A 20,844-nucleotide genomic window follows, 5' to 3' on the forward strand; every position below is an offset into this window, starting at 1 on the left:
TTTTGTAATAACCCATCGTAACCGCTTTATCGTGGTTTCCGGCACCTTTCTATCGCACCCTGCCGGCTGTTGTTCGCAAAAGCAACCATAATCATTTTTAAAGCTTCTTGACTCTGGAGTAAGCTCAAGGGTTTATACTGTGTCCATAGTCGTTGCCAGCTGATAACAGGAGCAGCCAGATGAAGATTGGTGAGTTAGTTAAACGGCATGGTGTCAGTGTGGATACCATTCGCTTTTATGAGAAACAGCAGCTATTAAGGCCCAGCGCCCGCTCAGAGGCAGGCTACCGCTTGTAAAGCGAAGCGGACAGCCAGCGCCTGGCTTTTATTTTGCGCGCGAAAAGTGTCGGTTTCAGTTTGCTGCAAATTCATGAACTGCTGCAAATTGAAGATAACAAAAGCCAATGGCAATGCAGTGATGTGAAAGACAAAGTACAACAAAAGCTTAAGGAAATTGCCAGGCAGCTGGCGGAACTTCGGCAGTTTCAGCAGGCACTGCAACAGCTCGATCAGGCCTGTTGTGGTGGCAGCATCAGCGCCACTGAATGCTCAATTCTGACAGCGCTGGAGCAAGGCAGCACCGTTAAGCCTGAACAGCATCACCCCCACCACCAAAAGGAGCCCGGCTAATGTTAAGTTTTATCGACAATTTCTGGCAGCTATTTGTGCTGTCAGCCCCGTGGCTGCTGGTCGGGTTAGTGGTAGCAGCGATAATGAAAGTCTGGATCCCGATGAGCTGGCTACAGCGGCAACTGGGCGGTGATGGCTTAACACCAGTGATAAAAGGTGCACTACTGGGTGCGCCGCTGCCTCTTTGTAGTTGTGGGGTGATCCCGGCCGCGATGCAGTTGCGCCGCGGCGGTGCCGGTAAAGGGGCAACTGTTGCTTTTTTAAGTGCCACCCCGGAAACCGGGGTAGATTCGATTTCTGTGTCCTATGTGTTGCTTGGGCCGGTGATGGCGATAGTGCGACCCGTTGCGGCGATAATAAGCGCCATTGTCTCGGGTTTATTAGTCGGTAAGGCCAGTGAACCAGCAACCCCGGTCACAGAGCCAGCGCCAGCCCCTGCTCTGCCAACAGCAAAAAGTTGCTGCGCAGGCAAAGCCGCAGCGGTAATCAGCGAACCGGTTAAAGCGTCATGTTGTGCCACTAATAAAAACAAAGCTGCAAAATTAACGCTATGGCAGCAGGCAAAGCAAGGCCTGCAATACAGCAGCGGCAAACTGCTCAGCGATTTTTACCTGTGGCTGCTGCTGGGCTTATTTTTTGCTGCGCTGGTGCAAACACTGGTACCAATGGATTATTTAAGCCAGTACGGCAGCAGCATCTGGACCATGCTGTTAATGGTGCTGATTTCAGTGCCCATGTATGTCTGCGCCACCGCATCAACTCCTATCGCTGCAGCGATGATGCTGGTAGGTATCTCGCCCGGTGCTGCACTGGTGTTTATGCAGGCTGGCCCGGCCACCAATATTGCTACTATCAGTGTGGTGTATAAAGAACTCGGTAGCAGAGCGCTGGCGGCCTATCTGTTCGGGGTGATCGTCATGTCAGTGCTGTTTGGCTGGTTGCTGGATCAGGGCCTGGCCTATTTTGATATCTCGGTGCAGGGCGCGATGCAACATCAGCACTCGGTACTACCCGGCTGGCTGGAACTGGTGGCAGCCTTTTTGTTGGCAGGCTTGATTCTGCGCATTATCTGGCGCCAGCTTAATCAACGCCGGCTGCGTCATCAGCTGCAATCATAACGTGGCTAAAATCTTTAGATAAATCCTTGTTTTACCCACCGGCGGCTGACAAACGCCGGTGTGGCTGTTACCTTATATAACAGCAACCATTGTGACGATAAAGGATGTCCCATGTTAACCCTGCTTGCCCGAATTCTGAAAGTATTGAACTCTGAAGCCTCCCCCTGGCAAATAGGCTGGGGCATTGGTCTGGGTTTACTGGCCGGTCTACTGCCTTTTGGCCTGCTGACGCTGCTGATTTTGCTGCTGGTGTGCCTGCTCACCGTCAATCTGGCAACCTTTCTGCTGGTATGGGGCCTGTGCAGTGGCCTGATGTTTATTTTCGGTGATGCGTTGGAAAGCCTTACCTGGCAATATGCACAACATCCAGCGCTGTTGCAGTTGCTGGCCAAAAGCGAAACCCTGCAATTATTTCACCTGCACCATACCCTGGTGCTGGGCGCCTTTGTGCTGGGCATACTATTACTGCTGCCAGTGGCCTGGCTTGGCACCATACTGGTCAAGCAATATCGTGGCCGGGTGATGAGCAAACTGCAACAATGGAAAGTGGTGCAGATGTTAAAAGCCAGCAAGCTTGTTCAGCTGTATGAAAATTTGAATTAAGGAGCGAGCAATGATCCGTAAATCCGGTTGGTTAATTTTTCTTACTCTGCTTGCCGCTATCCTGGCGTTGGTTTATCTGTTCCTTGGCACTGCTATCCGGCTTGGTATGGTGTACACCCTGGAAAAAGCAGTCGGTGCTGAAGTCAATATCAGTAATGTCTCGGTCAGCCTGGCGCCGCTTACCCTCAATGTCAGTGAATTACAAATTACCGACAACGCCAAACCTACGCATAACAGCATCAGTTTTAGCAATGCCCGCGCTGCATTGGAAGTGTGGCCGGCGCTACTTGGCTACTACGTTATTAATGATTTATCAGTTGATGGTTTAGCCTATGGCACTGAGCGCAACAGTCCGGGCAAAGTGTTTCGCGGCCCCAATGCCGACCCGGCCGATAAAGTCGATTTTCAGCAATTATTACGGCTCGACTTACCTGACGCCGACGAGCTGTTAGCCAGGGCCAACTTACAAACTGTTGCCCGTGGTGAAGAACTAAAACAACTTGCCCAGAACCAACAACAGGTATTGCGTGATATTCAGGCACAGTTACCTGACAAAGAAAAACTTGAGCAAATTCAGGCAGAGATTAAAGCACTTACCGACAGTAAAATTGACAATGCCGCCGATTTAACAGCCAAGGCGGCGCAGCTGAAAAAACTGCAGGACAGCCTGCGGATTGAACAGCAAAAATTAAAAGACGTGCAGCAAACCTTGAGCCAGAGCAGACAACAGTTGCAACAGGCGCTGAGTGCCGTGCGCGATGCCAGCAGCAGTGACTGGAAGAAATTACAGGATTTGGCCAATATCGGCGAAAGTGGCCTGGCGCCAATCAGCCAGATTTTACTGGGTGATTTCTGGGGCGAGCGGATTGGCCAGCTTGAGGCCGTTTATCGCCTGGCAGCACCATATATCCCGGAAAAATCCGCTGAAGCAGCGCAAACTGACCAGCCCGAAATTACCCTGGCCAACCGCATTCTGCCACTTCCAAGCCAGCCTTATCCGGATTTCTGGATTAAAAACGCCAGGGTTAACTGGCTGATCGGTGGCGGCGAAGCGTTAATAGAATTGCAGGATATTACTGCGCAGCATCAGATTATAAATGCCGCAACCCGCTTTAATGCCGAGGTAACCGGCCTGCCCCAGCTATCGTTGCTTAAGCTGGATGGTGACTTTGCCGTGCTGGAGCAAATGGTTACCAATGTAAACTGGCAACTGCAGGGTATTCAGGTCGACAGTATGGATATTGGCCGTGATGATATTCTGCTTAAGCTGGCCAGTGCCACTTTGAATACCAGTGGTAAACTGAATCTGGTTGACAATAACGTAGATCAGCAAGCCAGGGTGGTACTGCAGCAAGCACAGTTCAGCGCCAGTGATAATAATTATGTGCAGCAGCTGGCGACGCTGCTCAATCAGCAAGCAGAAATCCCGCTTAACTTAAACGCCAGTGGCTTAATCAGTGCACCAGAAGTGAGTATTCGCTCACCACTTGATAAGCTGCTGGCCGATGCAGTGCTGGGTGAAGCAAAAGCAAAAATAGCAGCACTGCAAACTGAATTGCGTAGCAAGCTCGACAGCCAGCTGCAGCAGCAACTGGGTGGCCAGAGCGAATGGCTCAACTTGCTTAATCAGCAAGACGACGCAGCCGGCGCGCTGGAGGAAAACATTGAGCAAATGCTTAATGCCAAACTGGCCGATGTGAAAGACCAGGCTAAAGATAAGCTTAAAGATAAGCTATTTGATAAACTCGGCGGTGGCAACTGAAGCCGACTTACAGGCTGTAACAGCGTGTTACAGCCTGTAAGCCAATATTAATAGCGCCCCTTCTGCCGCAGAATTCCCTCCGCTTGCCCCAATCTCATCGCTTTTTTTCAGGCAACGCATACATTTCGGGCAGATAAAGCCCCTGAGATGCCGCTATGAACCTTACCCGCGCTGCGCTGCGCAATCCGGCCAGTATTATTGTTATATCATTGCTGATTTTATTATTTGGCCTTATCAGTGTTCTGAAACTGCCGATTCAGATCACCCCGGATATTGAACAGCCGCAAATTTCGGTGTTTACCGGTTGGCGCTCCGCGGCGCCACAGGAAGTTGAAACCGTCATTATTGAACCCATTGAAAATGCCATTAAAAATACCCGCGGCGTAACGAAGGTTGAAACCAATATTCAACGCGGCTTCGGTTCGATCACCCTCACTTTTGAAGTGGGTGCCAATATGCAGCAGGCCATGCTGGATGTCATAAATAACCTGAACCAGGCACCACCGTTGCCGCTGGATGCCATTAAACCGACCGTGGTTGCCGGTGGCGGCCAGAATCTGCCTAATGCAGCCTCGATACTCATACGGCCTCTGCCCGGCAATAACGTGCAGGATATGGCCAGTTTTCAGCAACTGATTGAGGATACCGTGCAGCCGCGCTTAAGTCGCATTCAGGGTGTCGGCCAGGTCAACTTAAACAGCCAGCGGCCACGCGAGCTGCGAATTACCTTTGACCCACAACGCGCGGCTGCCCTTGGGCTGAACATCAATAATATTGCCAGCCAACTGCGGGCGGCTACCGATGCCTCCGGCGGCTTTGCCGATGTGGGCCGGCGCCAGTACACTGTGCGCTTCGCCGGCCAGTTTAACCCGGAATCACTGCAGGATATGATCCTGACATACAGTGGTGAGCGGCCCATTTATCTGGGTGATGTCGCCACTATTGAGGTGGGCTTTACCGACCGCACCGGTTTCACCCTGCGTAATGGCGAACAGGCCTACTATATCACCATTGCCCGCAATAACGACGCCAACACCGTTGCCCTGCTTGATGAAATAAATCAGGCAATTAACGAGCTGAATCAGGGCGAACTGCTTGCAGCCGGGCTGTTGATGGAGCTGAGTTTTGACGCATCAGTGCATATTCGTAATGCGCTGGCGCTGGTAAAAAGTAACCTCGGCCTGGGCGTACTACTGGCGCTCGGCTTACTGTGGCTGTTTATGCGTGGCTGGAAGGCCACGGCAATTATTGCCCTGAGTATTCCGCTGTCGCTGGCAATTGCACTGCTGGTATTGCAGTTACTTGGCCGTAGCCTGAACGTTATTTCACTGGCTGGCCTGGCGTTTGCAGTGGGCCTGGTGCTGGATGCGGCTATTATTGTTCAGGAAAATATCCTGCGTCTGAAAAGCGAAGGGTTGGATGACAAGAAGGCAGCGCTTCGCGGCGCGGCGCAGGTTAGCGGTGCGCTGCTGGCCTCTACCGCCACAACAGTGGCCATTTTCCTGCCTATTCTGTTTATGGCCGGTATCGAGGGCCAGCTGTTTTCCGATCTCGCGTTAACCTTATCAGTCGCTGTATGCAGCAGCTTTATTGCTGCCATAACAGTAGTACCACTGGCCAGCCGTTATTGGCTGGGTAATACCCAAAGTCAGGACCCTTTTACTGGTTACTGGCACAAGCTGAGCCTGCTTATTATGCGCCTGACCAGCAGCAACCGGCAGCGGCTGACCTGGATAACAGGCTTACTGGGCGGCGCCGTAGTGCTAACCGTTTTGCTAGTGCCCCGCACTGACTTTATGCCAAGGGCGCCGACTGATGGCTTCTTCTTTTCGTTTAGTCTGCCGCCGGGCGGCAATATTGACTACATTGAACAAGAACTGGCCGACCGGGTGGTTGAACGGCTGACACCTTACTATACAGGCGGTAAAACGCCCGGCATAAAAAGTTATAACTTTTACACCTTTGGCCCTAATGCCAGCGGCGGTTTTATCTACGCCGCTGATCCCACTAAAGTACAGCAGTTAATGGACGTGGTGCGCAATGAAGTATTTGCTGGTATTCCCGATACACAGGTTTTCTTGTTCCGGGGTTCAATGATCAATGTCTCTGGCGGTGGCGATGGCCGTAGTATCGAACTAAACCTGCAGGGACCTGACCTGCACGCTTTGGCTCAGGTGGCTAAGCTGGGTGTTACTGCTGTTCAGCAATACCTGCCTGGTGGCAGTGCTCAGCCCGTGCCCGCGCTGGATATGGCCGAGCCGGAGTTGCAATTGCTACCACACGACCGGGCGCTGAGTCAGGCCGGTTTAAACCGCGCCGACGTGGCAAATTATGTCAGGGCCTTTACCAGCGGCTTGTTCGTATCAGAGTATTTTGATGGCAACGACCGAATGAATGTGATCCTGCGGGCCAACCGCTGGCAAACACCAGAGCAATTGGCGGCAATGCCACTGGTTACGCCCAGAGCAGGCGTACAGATGCTCGGTGTGCTGACTGACATAAATCAAACCGTTGGGCCATCACAACTGCGGCGGATTGGCGGCAAACGCACCATTAGTTTAATTGTCCGGCCACCGGAAGGCATGTCGCTGGATGAAAGTATGGAAATTCTGCAACAACATGTGCTGCCTCCGATGCAACAAGCCCTGCCTGTCGGTGCCAGTCTGCTGCTAAGCGGCAATGCCAGTCAGATGAATTCGGCTATTGATGAGATGCTGCTGAATTTTGGTTTGGCCCTGCTGATATTACTGCTGCTGATGAGCGCGTTATTCCGGTCACTACGTGATGCGCTGCTGGTATTGCTGGTAATGCCGCTGGCGATCGCCGGCGGCGTGCTGGCCCTTGCGCTGGTAAACCTGTTTACGGTGCAGTCACTGGACTTACTAACCATGATTGGCTTTATTATTTTACTCGGGCTGGTGGTTAATAATGCCATTTTACTTGTCGACCAAACCCGCAGTGCGGAAAGAGAAGGTCTGTGTCGCCAGGCCGCAGTGCAACAGGCGATATTGCTGCGGGCCCGGCCGGTCTATATGAGCACCCTGACCAGTTTATTTGGCATGTTGCCGCTGATGTTAATCCCCGGGGTTGGCGCTGAAATTTACCGCGGTCTGGCCACGGTGATCGTTGGTGGTATGGCAATCAGTGCCCTGTTTACCCTTATTTTACTACCGGCAGTGTTGCAACTGCAGCGCCCGGCAGCACTGCGTACTAATGTAGCCGCCCCGGCGGCAAAAGGAACTTCCCATGCTTAAAATTCTGTCGCTGAGCAGTATTCTTTTCTCTGCCTTGACCTTCGCCCAAACCGCACCGGCAACCTCAGTTCAATTAACTGAAAGCCGGCTATCGTACGAGGTACCGACTATCGATGCAGCGGGCACCGTATACAGCCAGAACAACACCGAACTTACCGCCGGTATCGACGGGCGTTTAAGCTGGGTTGCCGAAGCTGGTACGCTGGTTGCAGCCGGTGATTTGCTGGCCCAACTGGATCCGCGGCCACTGCAATTGCAACAGGCTGAACTTCGCGCTCAGTTGCAGCGTGCCAACCTGCAGGCAGCCTATTTTCAGCGCGAGTACCAGCGGTTACAGGAATTGCAGCAAAGCCAGAGTATCGCCGGTTTGCAGCTGGACAAAGCAGAAGCTGACTATCAACTGGCGCAAGCCGATGCCGGGATTATCAACGCCCGTATCGCCCAGTTAGCCGATCAGCTAAGCCGCACCGAAGTGCGCGCCCCTTTTGCCGGCGTAGTAGCAGAGCGGTTACGCGAGGCCGGAGGCGATGTGTCACGCAGCACCCCATTGCTGCGGCTGCAGGATATTTATCAGCTGGAAGTGCGCGCTTATGTGCCACTGAATTATGTTCGCTTTGTCAGGGTGGGCGATAAGCTCAACATCAGCAGTGCTCAGCACCAGGGCAGTGCTGCCGTCAGCGCCGTTATCCCCGCTGCAGATGCCCAGAGTCAGCGGGCTGAACTGCGGTTGAAGCTGGCGAAGGACTCACGCCATTGGCTGGCCGGTGAACTGGTTAGTGTTAAAGTGGCCAGCCGCGATAGCAAAGCCGCTGTTACCGTGCACCGGGATGCGCTGATCCTGCGCAGCGACGGCACCTATGTTGTTACCGTCGATGCCAATAATATTGCTCATCGCAAAGCAGTCAAAGTTAGCGAAGGCAGTGGCGACTGGGTAACCGTGGATGAAGGCTTAAACGCCGGTGAAAAGGTGGTAACCCGGGGCGCAGAAAGGTTGCAGGACGGCCAGGCCGTGTCGCAAAGCTAAACAGCAGTCTTACCTGACGACTGCATGATTGGTGTCATTGATCTTGCCGGCGATAACGCTCAATTAACTGCTGATAGCGGCGCTGGCCAATACCACCATCGGTAACCTGAGCCAGTCGCAATACGGTCATCCCCTGATAGTGACCACGACGAAACGCCGCGTCAATATTATCCCAGCCCTGACGGGTGGTTACTCCACCGGCCAGGGCGTTCTCGCCTTTTAACACGACCTGTTGGCGGGCAGCTTCCGCCCCTAGCCAGCGCACAAGGGTTTTAGCCATCGATTGGCCGGTACCACTTGGTTTGTCATCCATTTCCAACGCCGTAAAATGCAGTACGACACCACGTGGTTCTTCAGCATAACCGGCCGCCAGGCTAACAATACCGGCATAGCCGAAACCGTTGTCAGTGCTAAAAGGCGTTGTTGTTGTTATCAGCCCGGCAGCCAGCTCGGCACTGCGTTGGCTGTAGTCAGTTGCAGCGATTTTCCAGTGAATACCAGGAATTTTAAACCCCAGTTCGATTGCTGCCAATTTATTTGAAAAAGCGGTCAAAGCAGCATCCATCATGCGTTTGCCATGCGCCAGTAGTGCTGTATGGTACCAATCAATGAAATCCCGGCCATAAGCGCTGTTATATGCAGCGCCACTAGCTATAAAAGTGTCGCCATCAAGCGGTGGCGACAGCTGACTAAACGCGCTGAAATTCGTCTGCCAACTCTGATTCAATTCCGCAATGGTCTGGTACTTGTGCTGCATAGCAGCGCGAAAATCGCTGATCGCTAATTTTGAATATGCCTGGAAACCGCCGCGGCTTGGGTAAGCGGTGCGGCCGCCGTCGTGGCTGTTATAAGAGGGATAGCGCAATTCACCAGCCGGCCCCATAGAGATATTAATTTCACTGATATCCGCCGCCAGTGCCGCATATTGGCTGGCAAACGCCTGCATAAACTCTATATATTGCGGCAGAACCCATTGATCTGCCCATAAGGCGACAGTTTCAATTGAACGGTTGCCAAATTCGCTTTGATACTGCAATTCTGCGTCGGTAACGCCCTGCTGCTGGTAGTGCTGCCAAATCCAGGGTGGTAACGGAATATCGCAATCATCTCCGACATTGCCACCACATTGATGAAACGCCATTATTGGTATGATTTTTAATTCCGCCGCTCGGATATCACTGAAAATGGCGTCATAGTAGCGCCAGTCAAATTGCTGATCGCCGGCTTTCTCCACCAGCCCCCACCAGATATCAACTGATACGCCATCAACTCCGATTTGTCTGGCTATCGCCAGCTGCCGTTGAAATTCAACCCGATCAGTCACCTGCAGCGGCGCCATTACATTAGCAGTAAAGGCGCTGACCAGCCCGGAGTAAAACAGCAAAGCAAACCAAAAAAGTCGTAAGGGCATCGGTTGCCTCCATAGCGGCATTAACGGTTATCCTGACCGCATTAAAGCGCGCGGTTGCCCTGCAAGTCTTGTTCAGTTACGACAAAATCAGACCCGTTAATATCAGCTAGCCCGAAGCACAAATAAAAAAGCCGCTTAAAGCGGCTTTTTTGCGAAACAATGTCTTACTCTTCGTCGTCTAGCTCAAAGTCTTCTTCGTCACCTTCAAAGTAGGTGCCCCAGCCGTCGTATTCCACGCCGTGTTTATGCGCCAGTTGTTCCAGCTTCATAGCATCAGCGACAATTGGGGCGATTTCCAGTGATTGCTCACGAATAGCATCAAATACCCAGGCGCTGGCGCCATCTTCAAACTCGACTTCTTCGGCGTCGGTCACTTCATAACCCAGTTTGAACAATTCAACAGCCAGTTTTTCCAGCTTGTTAAAGTCTTTATCGTAGAAATGGTGTTCAACGGTATAAAGTGCATCCGGATCACTGCCATCTTCCAGCAGCGCGCTTATGGTGTCTTCGGTAAATTCCTGCCAGTTTTCCATGCCATTACTCTTCTGATTTGCTGTTTCGCGCAGTGTAGTCGTTGCCGAGCTCTTCATCAAGCAGCCTGATTTGTTCAGCCATCTGTAACCGGATGTTTTTGGCAAACTGCCGCAGGTTATCCTCTTTGCTAAGTGGTACTGGCGCGGCAAAGCGGACAATGACTTTGCCGTTATTCCAGCGGTTCAGCTTAAACTGGCCATGGGTGCTGCTCATCGTTACCGGCACCAGTGGCACATTTGCCTCTAGCGCAATATGAAAAGCGCCCATCTTAAAAGGAAGCAGGCCGCGGCCATAGCTGCGGGTACCTTCCGGAAACATCCAGACTGAAATTTTATGGCGAGAAATACGCTCTGCCGCGGCCAGCATGGTACTTAATGCTTTATTTTTATTATCGCGGTCAATCATGATATTGCCGCTTAACCAGTATAACTGGCCAAAAAACGGAATATATTTCAGGCTTTTTTTACCAATGGTTACCGTGCGCGGTAAAACGGTGCCACTTAACGTAAATAAATCGAGGTTATTCTGATGATTGGCAATAAACACATAGGGCTCACCGGCAATAATAGCTGGATCTCGCCGCACTTCGACTTCGATACCGAGGATCCAGGCAACCTTGCCATACCAGCTGCCAAACAGCGCGACATTGTCAGGATGAAAAGGCCTGAACAAGCAGACAATTAACCCTGCCACCGTACTGATAATAAAAAATAACGTCAGTAATATTAAACGTACAACCGCAATCACTATCGGGCCCCTTTTGGCTCAAAGGGGCACAGTATAGCGGCTTTAGTTGTCGATGCTGGTTTGATCACTGACGGTGTCGTCAGCAGCCGGGCTGTCAGCAACGCACTGTTGTAACTGAACCTCATCAATCCGCTGCAAGCCACGTGGTAATTTATTACCCCGCCGTCCCCGTTCACCACGGTAATGCTCCAGATCCGCGGTTTTCAGGGTAAGTTTGCGCTTACCCGCTACCAGCGTCACCCCACCATCGGCCGGTACCACTGCCAGCTGACAAATATATTCTTCTCTGCTGGCAGCCCGGGCAGATGGAATTGACATCAGCTTGTTGCCCTTACCTTTACTGAGTTTGGGTAACTCACTTACCGGGAACACCAGCATCCGGCCTTCATTTGAAATACACAGCAATAAGTCAGTGTCTGGCTGTTTTACCACCAGCGGTGGTAATACTTTAGCACCGACCGGTAAACTGAGCACCGCCTTACCGGCCTTATTGCGGCTGAGTAAATCGCTGTATTCAGCAACGAAACCATAACCAGCATCACTGGCCAGTAGCAGTGCCCGCTTTTCATCACCCAGCAGCACATGATCAACTGTTTCGCCGGCGACGATGGTGAAACGACCACTTAATGGCTCGCCCTGACCGCGGGCTGAAGGCAGCTCATGCGCTTCGGTAGCATAACTGCGACCGCTGGAATCAATAAATACCGCCTGCTGATTGGAACGACCGCTGGCCATCGCTTTAAAGGCATCTCCTGCCTTGTAACTTAAGGCATTGCCATCAACATCATGGCCTTTAGCACAGCGCACCCAGCCTTTTTCAGACAACACAACCGTTACCGGCTCACTGGGCAGTAACTCTTTTTCGCTAAGCGCTTTCGCTTCATCGCGGGTAACCAGCGGGCTGCGCCGCTCATCACCGTATTTTTCAGCATCGGCCAGCAATTCATCGCGGATGAGTTTGGTTAGCTTTTTCTCCGAGCCCAGAATGCTTTGCAGCTTATCGCGCTCTTTACTTAGCGCATCCTGTTCACCGCGGATTTTCATCTCTTCCAACTTCGCCAGGTGGCGCAGTTTTAATTCCAGAATGGCTTCTGCCTGGCGCTCACTTAGAGAAAAAGCTTTAATCAGTTCAGGCTTGGGTTCATCAAAAGTGCGGATGATCCGGATCACTTCGTCGATATTTAAAAAGGCCGTTAATAAACCTTCTAACACATGCAAGCGGTCAAGTACTTTATCCAGCCGGTACTGCAGGCGACGACGCACAGTATCGCGACGGAAACTAAGCCATTCGGTCAGAATTTCCAGCAGGTTTTTCACCCGCGGCCGTTGATCCAGCCCCAGAATATTTAAATTAACCCGGTAGCTACGCTCTAAATCAGTGGTCGCGAACAAATGCTGCATCAGCTGTTCAACATCAACCCGGTTAGAGCGCGGCACAATAACGATCCGGGTTGGGTTTTCATGATCAGACTCATCACGTAAATCACTGACCATCGGTAATTTTTTCGCCTGCATCTGGCCGGCGATTTGCTCCAGAATTTTCGCACCTGAGGTTTGGTGCGGCAAAGCGGTTAACACGATATCGCCATCTTCCAGCTGATATACCGCCCGCATTTTTATGCTGCCGCGGCCGCTTTGATATATAGCAGCGATATCACTGGCCGGGCTGATAATTTCCGCATCGGTCGGGTAATCAGGGCCTTTAACATACTGCATTAAATCAGTAATGCTGCTTTGCGGGTTATCGAGTAAGGCTGCACAAGCATTAGCAACTTCACGCACATTATGCGGTGGAATATCTGTTGCCATACCAACGGCAATGCCGGTAATTCCATTAAGCAGGATATGCGGTAAACGTGCCGGCAATACTTTTGGCTCTTCCAGGGTGCCGTCAAAATTAGGCAGCCAGTCGGTAGTACCCGAGCCAAGCTCAGATAACAACACCTCACTGAAACGGGACAACTTAGCTTCGGTATAACGCATGGCGGCAAAGGATTTCGGATCATCCGGCGCCCCCCAGTTACCCTGACCGTCAACCAGCGGATAGCGATATGAAAAAGGCTGGGCCATCAGCACCATTGCTTCATAACAGGCGCTGTCACCATGGGGATGAAATTTACCCAGTACATCACCGACGGTACGGGCGGATTTCTTATACTTGGCCAGATGCGATAAACCCAGCTCTGACATAGCGTAAACAATGCGCCGTTGCACAGGCTTTAAGCCATCACCAATATGCGGCAAGGCCCGGTCCATAATGACGTACATCGAATAATTTAAATAGGCTTCTTCAGTAAAGCGGCGTAGCGGCAACTGCTCTACACCGTCCTGGGATAACACCGTTTCTGTCATGCCGGTTCCTGTTTTTATTAAACTAACTTCGTTGCAGTTAACTTTTTGCTGATTTACAGCGGTAAATCGTCGCTATTTTTGTTTACTTTGCTGGCCTTACCGGCACGCCGGGAATACTGCCACAATACAACGCCCAGCAAAATTAAGGTTGTGCAGCCAAGTATCGCCAGCCATAACAACTGGATCTGCCGCTTGCGCTCCACCTCTTGTAAACGCAAGGCTCTAAGTTCATTTTCTGCTTCCAGTAAACTGGTGCGCACCTGCTGCCGTTCGCTGTCAAACTCCAGCCGCATATGTTCCAGCGCCAGCTCATTTTCTTTATTACGCAATTGCTGAAAGCCATCAATAAAATCGTGCAATGCCAGATAGGCTTTCTGATACTGATCTTGCTGTGCCAATAGTTCAGCGCGCAGCAATTGAATGGCAAGCAACACATGGTCGACTTGCTCAGCCGGCTCTCTTGCCGCCTGCTCTGCCAGCATCAGCTGCTGCATCGCCAGTGATGTCTGCTCTAAATCCCGGTAAATCAGCGCTTTTTCATAATGATGCGACTGTACATGATAAGTAGATTGCAAATGAGTCAGATACTGCTCTGCTTTTTCAATGTAGCTCAGCGCCACCTCAGTGCGGCCCATTTCGGCACTGGTAATCGCCAGCCCCAGATAAGCATGGTACAAATTTACGCTGTCTTTTGCTGCCAGACTTGGTTGCAACATCTGATTAAAGTGGTCAAGCGCCTGCTGATAATTTTCCAGATAACTGTAGGTCCGGGCCAGATTAAACAACACTGCTATCTCATTTTTTACCCAGCCTAATTGCCGATACTGCACCAGCGCCCGCTGCAAAAACTCCAGCGCGTCTTTTTCAAAACCCAGCGATGAATACATTAAACCCAGCTGCGCATTGACCTCAGCCAGAATTTCCGGATCCTGCAGCAGTTCAGCGCGCTGATACACACTTTTCAACATCGTTAATGCCTGCTGGTCGTCGTTTTGCTCGCTCATAATAGCCGCCTGATTGATCTGGCCGCGTAAAATCAGCTTTTCATTGTCCAGTAGCGTGGCTAACGCCGTGCCCTGCTGGTAATGCTGTAATGCCTCACTCAGCTGCACCTGCATTTCCAGAGCGTAGCCCAGCTCATACCACACTTCCACTTTCAATGCTGATTCAGTGTCCTGCAGTAATTCAAGGGCCTGGCGGGCAGCCTGTTGCTGTTGCTGATGCCGGCCCAGCGCACTGTATAACGCGGCCTGTTGCCGCAGCCAGTAGGCCTTAACACTGTCTGGCTGGCCAGCAAACTCTGCCTGGCGAGCGGTCAGTTTAGCCAGGCTTTGTTCCGGCTCGCGGTGTTTTAATTGCTCAAGTTCCAGCAGCCAGGCAGGAACAGGTTCTGCCTGCGCTGTAAATACCAGGCTCAGACAACAACACAACAGCAGATAACGACAGACTCTAATCAAAACGGTTTTACATCCTCTGATTTTGTTGCCCCAAAAGAATGGCTGGGGTACTAGGCTATCAGCGCCCGGTCACCCTTTAACTCTAACCAGTCACGCCGGTCAGTAGCCCGTTTTTTTGCCAGCAACATATCCATTAATTCCATGGTCTGGCCCACATCATCAATGGTTAACTGCACCAGCCGCCGGGTATTGGGGTCCATGGTTGTCTCACGCAGTTGCAGCGGGTTCATTTCGCCCAGACCTTTAAAACGTTGCACATTAACTTTGCCACGCTTTTTTTCCGCCTCTATCCGGTCCAGCACTCCGGTTTTCTCATCTTCATCCAGGGCATAATACACATCTTTACCAATATCAATCCGGTACAACGGCGGCATGGCAACGTAAACATGGCCCGCAGCTACCAGTGTGCTGAAATGGCGCATAAAAAGCGCACACAGCAAGGTGGCGATATGCAGACCATCTGAGTCGGCATCAGCCAGAATACAAATTTTGCCATAGCGCAGCCCGGTTAAATCCTGGCTGTCCGGGTCAATACCAATCGCTACCGAGATATCATGCACTTCCTGTGATGCCAGGATCTGGCCAGACTCCACTTCCCAGGTATTGAGAATTTTACCGCGCAGTGGCATAACCGCCTGAAACTCGCGATCCCGGGCCTGCTTAGCACTGCCGCCGGCCGAGTCTCCCTCAACCAGAAATAACTCGGTCTGATTTAAATCCTGGGCCGAACAATCGGTTAACTTGCCTGGCAAGGCCGGCCCAGACGTCACTTTCTTGCGGATAATTTTCTTGGCTGCTTTTAACCGCTTTTGGGCATTGTTAATACAGAAATCAGCCAGGGCCAGCGCAATATCAGTATGCTCGTTTAACCACAAGCTGAAGGCATCTTTGACAATACCTGAGACAAAAGCCGCACACTGACGCGACGACAAGCGCTCTTTCGTCTGGCCGGCAAACTGCGGATCCTGCATTTTTACACTTAACACGTAACTACAACGGTCCCAGACATCTTCCGGCGACAATTTTATGCCCCGTGGCAGCAGGGTCCGGAATTCGCAGAATTCACGTAAGGCTTCCAGTAACCCCTGACGTAAACCATTAACATGGGTACCACCCTGGGCCGTCGGAATTAAGTTTACATAACTTTCAGTGATTAACTCACCGCCTTCCGGCAACCATAACAACGCCCACTCAACCGCCTCCTGTGAGCCGCTGAAGTTACCCACAAAAGGTTGTTCTGGCAGCGCCACATAGTTTTGCACCGCTTCAGCTAGATAATCGCGGATCCCGGCCTGATAACACCAGCTGTATTGCTGCTGATTCACTTTGTCATCGAATTTCACGGTTAAACCAGGGCATAACACTGCCTTGGCTTTTAGCACATGCAACAGCCGACTGACTGAGAATTTCGGTGAATCAAAGTAAGACGGTGTTGGCCAGAACCGCAGCCGGGTACCGGTATTACGCTTACCAACAGTACCGGTAACCGCCAGTTCGGTCACTTTATTGCCATGCTCAAAAGCAATGTCGTATACATTGCCATCACGGCGAATACTTACATCCACCCGACTTGATAAAGCATTGACCACGGAAATACCAACCCCGTGCAAACCACCTGAGAACTGATAATTTTTATTAGAAAATTTGCCGCCGGCATGTAAGCGACACATGATCAGCTCAACCCCTGACACCCCTTCCTCCGGGTGAATATCAACCGGCATACCACGACCATTATCTATCACCTCCAGCGACTGATCGTCGTGCAAAATAACCTGCACTAAGTCGGCGTGGCCGGCCAATGCCTCATCGACACTGTTATCAATAACCTCCTGCGCCAGGTGGTTGGGTCGGGTTGTATCGGTATACATCCCAGGACGGCGTTGCACAGGCTCAAGCCCGGTTAAAACTTCAATCGATTCGGCGTTGTACAGTTGTTCTGTCATAGTTTTTGTCACTGTCTAATCACTGGGAGCCTGCGCTGGCAGGCGGCACTAACTGGCAAAATTCAGCAATGGCCGGCAGATAATCGGCAAAACCGATAAAGCTGTGGTCGCCACCCGTTACTACGTGTTGCCGGGCGCCCTGATAATAGCTAACGGCTTTGCGGTAATCTAACACTTCATCACCGCTTTGCAACAGTACTAAATAGTTAGCGGGTTGTTGGATGCGCAGTGGCATCAATTGCTCTAACTGAACCATATGCTCTGGCAAAACCGTGTAGCTGCGCTTCAATACCGGATGATGATACTCCCCCAGGTAATCTGCCAGCACCTGATGCGGCGCCACCGCCGGATTAATTAAGCAGGCCCGGCACTGATACCGCTCAGCCATAACAGTAGCCAGAAATCCGCCAAGCGAACTGCCAATAATGGCACTGGGCGGTGCACTGTTCATTGCGCTAGTTAACTGCGCCATCGCTTCAGCCGGGGTATAGGCTAAATCGGGAGTAACAAAAGAATAGGACGGATAATTACCGGAAAAATAATCACGGGCCAGCACTGCTTTCACCGACAGCGACGAACTGGCAAAGCCATGTAAATAGTATAGGGTCAAGCCTGTGCTCTCCTGTTAACCACGTTATTCACTAACCCTGATAAACTGCCAGCTAACCTGGCCATCAGTCGCAAACTGCCAGTGACAATACATTGGCCCCTGGTCCAGGGTTTGCCAGCTGTGCTGCTGACAAAACTGCACTGAGCTGGCCGGGCATCCCACCAACTGAATGGCCTGATGCTGCCGGGCATAGGCATGATGGCAATGACCATGAGCCAGGCCTTTTACCCGGGGCTCCGTTGCCAATAGTTGCCAGAACGGCGAAGCGTCCTGCCAGCCATGTTTGTCAATGGCGCTACCAAGCGGGTATGGGTGATGATGACTGAATAGCCAGAAATAGCTGGCGCTACTCTGAGCAAAACGCTGCGCAAGTTCCTGCCGCCGTTCGACGCCGAAATATCCGGCAGGTGTGTCACCTTTGGTATCGAGTAGCAATAATTGCCAGTCGGCAAGCTGCAAACTGGTTGCTTTAACCAGCGGCGGCTGAGCAGCCAACCAGCTAAGCTGTTCATAGTCATCATGATTACCCGGCAGAACCAGCACCGGACAGCGCAGAGGTAACAGCAAGCGAGCCAGCAACTGATAAGACTCAGCACTGTGATCCTGACTGAGATCGCCACTGAGAATTATCGCATCGGGCGAACTATCGCAATTGACAATAGTCTGGATAGCGCGCTGCAGGTAACGGCCCGGTTTCACCCCCTGATACTCGCCATCGATACTGGCCAACAGGTGACAATCACTTAACTGAATAATTTGATACTGTGTTTTGCCGGTTAACTGCAATACGGCCATTACTTTAATTCCACTGCTGCATGGTAGCCCTGACTTATGCAGAGTTTCAGCCAGTCGGCCAGCAACAGGTTTATCTGTCGTTTTTCGTCGGGCTGCATCATCTGCGGGTTAGGATACGGATATCGCGCTGCAAACTGGCGATAGCGGGCTACCCGCACCACTTCGGCCAGGCGGGCATCATGATAAAGCTGCACGTCAAAACCGGGGCTCAGATAGTGACTGCCAGCCGAAGCCTCAGAGCTGATCAATTCAATTTGCAGCCGGGTGGTAAAAGGACCACATTCCAGCACAGTAAGCTGATATTGCTGTTGGGGGGTGATGGCAATATGCCATTGCAGGCCGGGTTTGTATCCGGCCGGCAATAAACGGTTCAGGCGGGCGTAGTTACGCTCGCATAAACTTAGAAAATCTGGCAACTGCGGCTGATATTGCCGCGGTTTAGTCAACAGCATTCTGACTCCAGGCGCTTCGCACCTCATTTAAGTGTAAACTCAGCCACTGCAACGCAATAACAGTGGCTGCATTATCAATTTTACCCTCTGCCAGCAATTGCAAGGCTTCAGTACGTGGTAATAGCTGCACTTTTATATCTTCATGCTCTGCGGCCAGGCCATAAATACCCGGCTCAACAGCGCGATTTAACCGACCCAGAAACAACTGTACCCGTTCAGTACTGCCTCCGGGGCTGGAAAAATAACTAAGCATAGGCCAAAGCTCAGCAAGCTCAAGCCCGGCTTCTTCCAGCGCCTCGCGCCGGGCGGTATCTTCTGCACTTTGCTGTTTATCTATCATACCGGCAATAATTTCCAGCAACCAGGGGCTACGGTTTTCGATCATTGCCCCGGCCCGGAACTGTTCAATCAATACCAGCTCATCAGTTTGCGGATTATACGGTAACACGCCAACCGCGTGCCCCCGCTCAAAAATTTCCCGCACCAGCGGGCTGCTCCAGCCGCCGGCATACAGTTTGTGACGCAGCTTACAGCGCTCAACCCGGAAAAAACCCTGAAAAGCCGTGCTTTTATCGATTATCTCTACATCTTGTGCCACAAATGATGGATAATCGGATTTATTGATTTCAGACATGTCTGCTCTCACATTTTGTTACACTCTTGACGGTAACTTTACGGTTTAATCCTGACTTAGTTTACCGTAACAGGTTATCATTTGGGCAGTTTCCGTTAAGCCAGGACTTGGTGATTATGAAAAAAACGATTTTAAGTACTTTAATTCTGTCATCGCTGACCGTATTCAGCGTAAGCGCTTTAGCAGAAAATTTAGCCACTGTGTATCAGCTGGCCACCCAGAAAGATCCACAATTACTGCGGGCAGAAGCGGTTCGCAATGCCGCCAGAGAGCGGATTGATATTTCTAAAGCCCGCTTATTGCCTCAGGTTAATTTAACGGCGGGTTACAGCAGAAGCACCCGGGAAAGCCAGACGTTTATCGGAGATGAACTGGTTAACCTGGAAGTAGAATCTAAGGGTTGGAGTGCCCAGGTTGGCGTAAGCCAATCAATATTCGACTGGACTAACTGGAAAAATCTTAACACGGCTGAAAAGCTGGCATTGCAAAGCCAGGCCATTCTGGATGCCGAAATGCAGGGATTAATTGTCCGGGTAGCTCAGGCCTATTTCAATGTGTTAAAAGCGGTAGACGACCTGGGTTTTGCCGGTGCAGAAAAACGGGCCATTGAACGCCAGCTGGAGCAAACCAAGCAGCGCTTTGCTGTCGGTTTAACGGCTATTACCGATGTGCATGAAGCCCAGGCCCAGTTTGACAGTGCAGTAGCGCGGGAAATCGCTGCCCAGAATATGCTGGAAACTGCCCGTGAAACACTGCGCGAAATTACCGGTCAATACCATAGTGAACTGGCCAGCTTAGATACGAGCAAGTTTGACACCGTATTACCCTCTCCGGCTACCGCCGATGCCTGGGTAGCGCTTGCCGAAGAGCTAAACCTGAATATCAAGGCCAATAAACTGGCGCTGGAAGTGGCGCAGAATGATATTGAGAATGCCAAAGCTGGCCACTACCCTACCCTGAACCTTGAAGCCAGCTATGGCACAGAGGATGGCGAAGCAGATAGAAAATTTGCTGGCATGGTACAAACCAGTAATCCACCACGATTTGATAATAACAGTATCGGTTTAAATTTAAGGGTACCGTTATACAGCGGTGGTGGTACTGTAGCGGCAACTGACGTCGCCCGGGCTAATTATGTCGCTGCCAGTCAGGATTTAGAGCAGAGCTACCGCACAGCGGTGCGCCAGGTCCGGGTGTCGTTTAACGATATCAACGCCAATATCGCAACTATCCGGGCGCTGGAGCAAGCGGTAATTTCAGCTGAAAGTGCGTTAAACGCAACCGAAGCGGGCTTTGAAGTGGGTACCCGGACTATCGTTGATGTGTTGCAAAGCACCCGTAACCTGTTTGAAGCACGCCGTAATTTATCCGGCGCCCGCTACAACTATGTTATTGCGATATTGTCACTAAAACAGGCAGCAGGTAACCTGTCTGAACAGGACTTATTGGCGATAAATCAGGCGTTAACCGAGTAATCTACCAAAGGTTCACCGCGCCTGCGGTGAACCTCTTACCAGTT

At 51.4% G+C, this 20,844-nt stretch carries 18 protein-coding genes; 8 read left to right on the forward strand and 10 right to left on the reverse strand.

Annotated features, from left to right (window positions below; translation table 11 throughout):
* Positions 1 to 179: 179 nt before the first annotated feature.
* The 7 genes from KQY15_RS07590 (at position 180) to KQY15_RS07620 (ending at position 8,390) form a co-directional block, all read left to right on the forward strand.
* The gene (locus KQY15_RS07590; RefSeq protein WP_217668591.1) at positions 180 to 296 is read left to right on the forward strand and encodes a MerR family DNA-binding transcriptional regulator; all 117 of its coding nucleotides are present in this window, start codon (positions 180 to 182) and stop codon (positions 294 to 296) included.
* A gap of 21 nt (positions 297 to 317) precedes the next feature.
* On the forward strand, positions 318 to 629 hold the full coding sequence (locus tag KQY15_RS07595; protein WP_302850318.1) for a MerR family DNA-binding protein: 312 nt from the start codon (positions 318 to 320) through the stop codon (positions 627 to 629).
* Positions 629 to 1,747 (forward strand): SO_0444 family Cu/Zn efflux transporter, encoded by a 1,119-nt coding sequence (locus KQY15_RS07600; RefSeq protein WP_217668593.1) that lies wholly within the window; start codon positions 629 to 631, stop codon positions 1,745 to 1,747. Before KQY15_RS07595 ends, KQY15_RS07600 begins: the two co-directional genes overlap by 1 nt.
* 111 nt (positions 1,748 to 1,858) lie before the next feature.
* Positions 1,859 to 2,350: a TIGR03546 family protein gene (locus tag KQY15_RS07605; protein WP_217668594.1), complete on the forward strand. Its 492-nt coding sequence runs from the start codon at positions 1,859 to 1,861 to the stop codon at positions 2,348 to 2,350.
* Between the two features lie 10 nt (positions 2,351 to 2,360).
* A complete protein-coding gene (locus KQY15_RS07610) occupies positions 2,361 to 4,112 on the forward strand; it encodes a TIGR03545 family protein (protein WP_217668595.1) in 1,752 nt (583 codons plus the stop codon).
* 155 nt (positions 4,113 to 4,267) lie between these two features.
* On the forward strand, positions 4,268 to 7,366 hold the full coding sequence (locus KQY15_RS07615; RefSeq protein ID WP_217668596.1) for an efflux RND transporter permease subunit: 3,099 nt from the start codon (positions 4,268 to 4,270) through the stop codon (positions 7,364 to 7,366).
* Positions 7,359 to 8,390 (forward strand): efflux RND transporter periplasmic adaptor subunit, encoded by a 1,032-nt coding sequence (locus tag KQY15_RS07620; RefSeq protein WP_217668597.1) that lies wholly within the window; start codon positions 7,359 to 7,361, stop codon positions 8,388 to 8,390. The genes KQY15_RS07615 and KQY15_RS07620 overlap by 8 nt, the downstream gene beginning before the upstream one ends.
* Before the next feature lie 34 nt (positions 8,391 to 8,424).
* Here KQY15_RS07620 and KQY15_RS07625 read toward each other — a convergent pair whose 3' ends face one another.
* From KQY15_RS07625 to nudF, 10 genes are all read right to left on the reverse strand, one after another.
* Positions 8,425 to 9,801, reverse strand: a complete 1,377-nt coding sequence (locus KQY15_RS07625; RefSeq protein ID WP_217668598.1) for a family 14 glycosylhydrolase — start codon at positions 9,799 to 9,801, stop codon at positions 8,425 to 8,427.
* Between the two features lie 164 nt (positions 9,802 to 9,965).
* Entirely contained in the window at positions 9,966 to 10,391 is a 426-nt protein-coding gene (gene rraB / locus KQY15_RS07630) for a ribonuclease E inhibitor RraB (protein ID WP_254795541.1), read from the reverse strand.
* Complete coding sequence (locus KQY15_RS07635; RefSeq protein ID WP_217668600.1) at positions 10,339 to 11,082, reverse strand: 1-acylglycerol-3-phosphate O-acyltransferase; 744 nt, start codon at positions 11,080 to 11,082, stop codon at positions 10,339 to 10,341. The genes rraB and KQY15_RS07635 overlap by 53 nt, the downstream gene beginning before the upstream one ends.
* Positions 11,083 to 11,124: 42 nt before the next feature.
* Positions 11,125 to 13,434 (reverse strand): DNA topoisomerase IV subunit A, encoded by a 2,310-nt coding sequence (gene parC, locus KQY15_RS07640; protein ID WP_217668601.1) that lies wholly within the window; start codon positions 13,432 to 13,434, stop codon positions 11,125 to 11,127.
* A gap of 53 nt (positions 13,435 to 13,487) precedes the next feature.
* On the reverse strand, positions 13,488 to 14,891 hold the full coding sequence (locus KQY15_RS07645; RefSeq protein ID WP_217668602.1) for a tetratricopeptide repeat protein: 1,404 nt from the start codon (positions 14,889 to 14,891) through the stop codon (positions 13,488 to 13,490).
* 50 nt (positions 14,892 to 14,941) lie between these two features.
* Positions 14,942 to 16,834 carry a DNA topoisomerase IV subunit B gene (parE, locus tag KQY15_RS07650; protein ID WP_217668603.1) on the reverse strand — a complete coding sequence of 631 codons (1,893 nt, stop codon included), beginning with the start codon at positions 16,832 to 16,834 and terminating at the stop codon, positions 14,942 to 14,944.
* Positions 16,835 to 16,853: 19 nt separating this feature from the next.
* Complete coding sequence (locus KQY15_RS07655) at positions 16,854 to 17,444, reverse strand: YqiA/YcfP family alpha/beta fold hydrolase (RefSeq protein ID WP_217668604.1); 591 nt, start codon at positions 17,442 to 17,444, stop codon at positions 16,854 to 16,856.
* 24 nt (positions 17,445 to 17,468) lie between these two features.
* The gene (locus KQY15_RS07660; protein ID WP_217668605.1) at positions 17,469 to 18,239 is read right to left on the reverse strand and encodes a metallophosphoesterase; all 771 of its coding nucleotides are present in this window, start codon (positions 18,237 to 18,239) and stop codon (positions 17,469 to 17,471) included.
* Positions 18,239 to 18,691 (reverse strand): DUF1249 domain-containing protein, encoded by a 453-nt coding sequence (locus KQY15_RS07665; RefSeq protein ID WP_217668606.1) that lies wholly within the window; start codon positions 18,689 to 18,691, stop codon positions 18,239 to 18,241. Before KQY15_RS07665 ends, KQY15_RS07660 begins: the two co-directional genes overlap by 1 nt.
* Positions 18,678 to 19,325 carry an ADP-ribose diphosphatase gene (gene nudF / locus KQY15_RS07670; protein ID WP_217668607.1) on the reverse strand — a complete coding sequence of 216 codons (648 nt, stop codon included), beginning with the start codon at positions 19,323 to 19,325 and terminating at the stop codon, positions 18,678 to 18,680. Before nudF ends, KQY15_RS07665 begins: the two co-directional genes overlap by 14 nt.
* A gap of 116 nt (positions 19,326 to 19,441) precedes the next feature.
* Between nudF and tolC the strand changes: the two genes are divergently transcribed.
* Positions 19,442 to 20,800, forward strand: a complete 1,359-nt coding sequence (gene tolC / locus KQY15_RS07675; protein ID WP_217668608.1) for an outer membrane channel protein TolC — start codon at positions 19,442 to 19,444, stop codon at positions 20,798 to 20,800.
* Positions 20,801 to 20,844: the final 44 nt, after the last annotated feature.

It is taken from the genome of Arsukibacterium indicum (assembly GCF_019100565.1).
Classification (GTDB): domain Bacteria; phylum Pseudomonadota; class Gammaproteobacteria; order Enterobacterales; family Alteromonadaceae; genus Alishewanella; species Alishewanella indicum.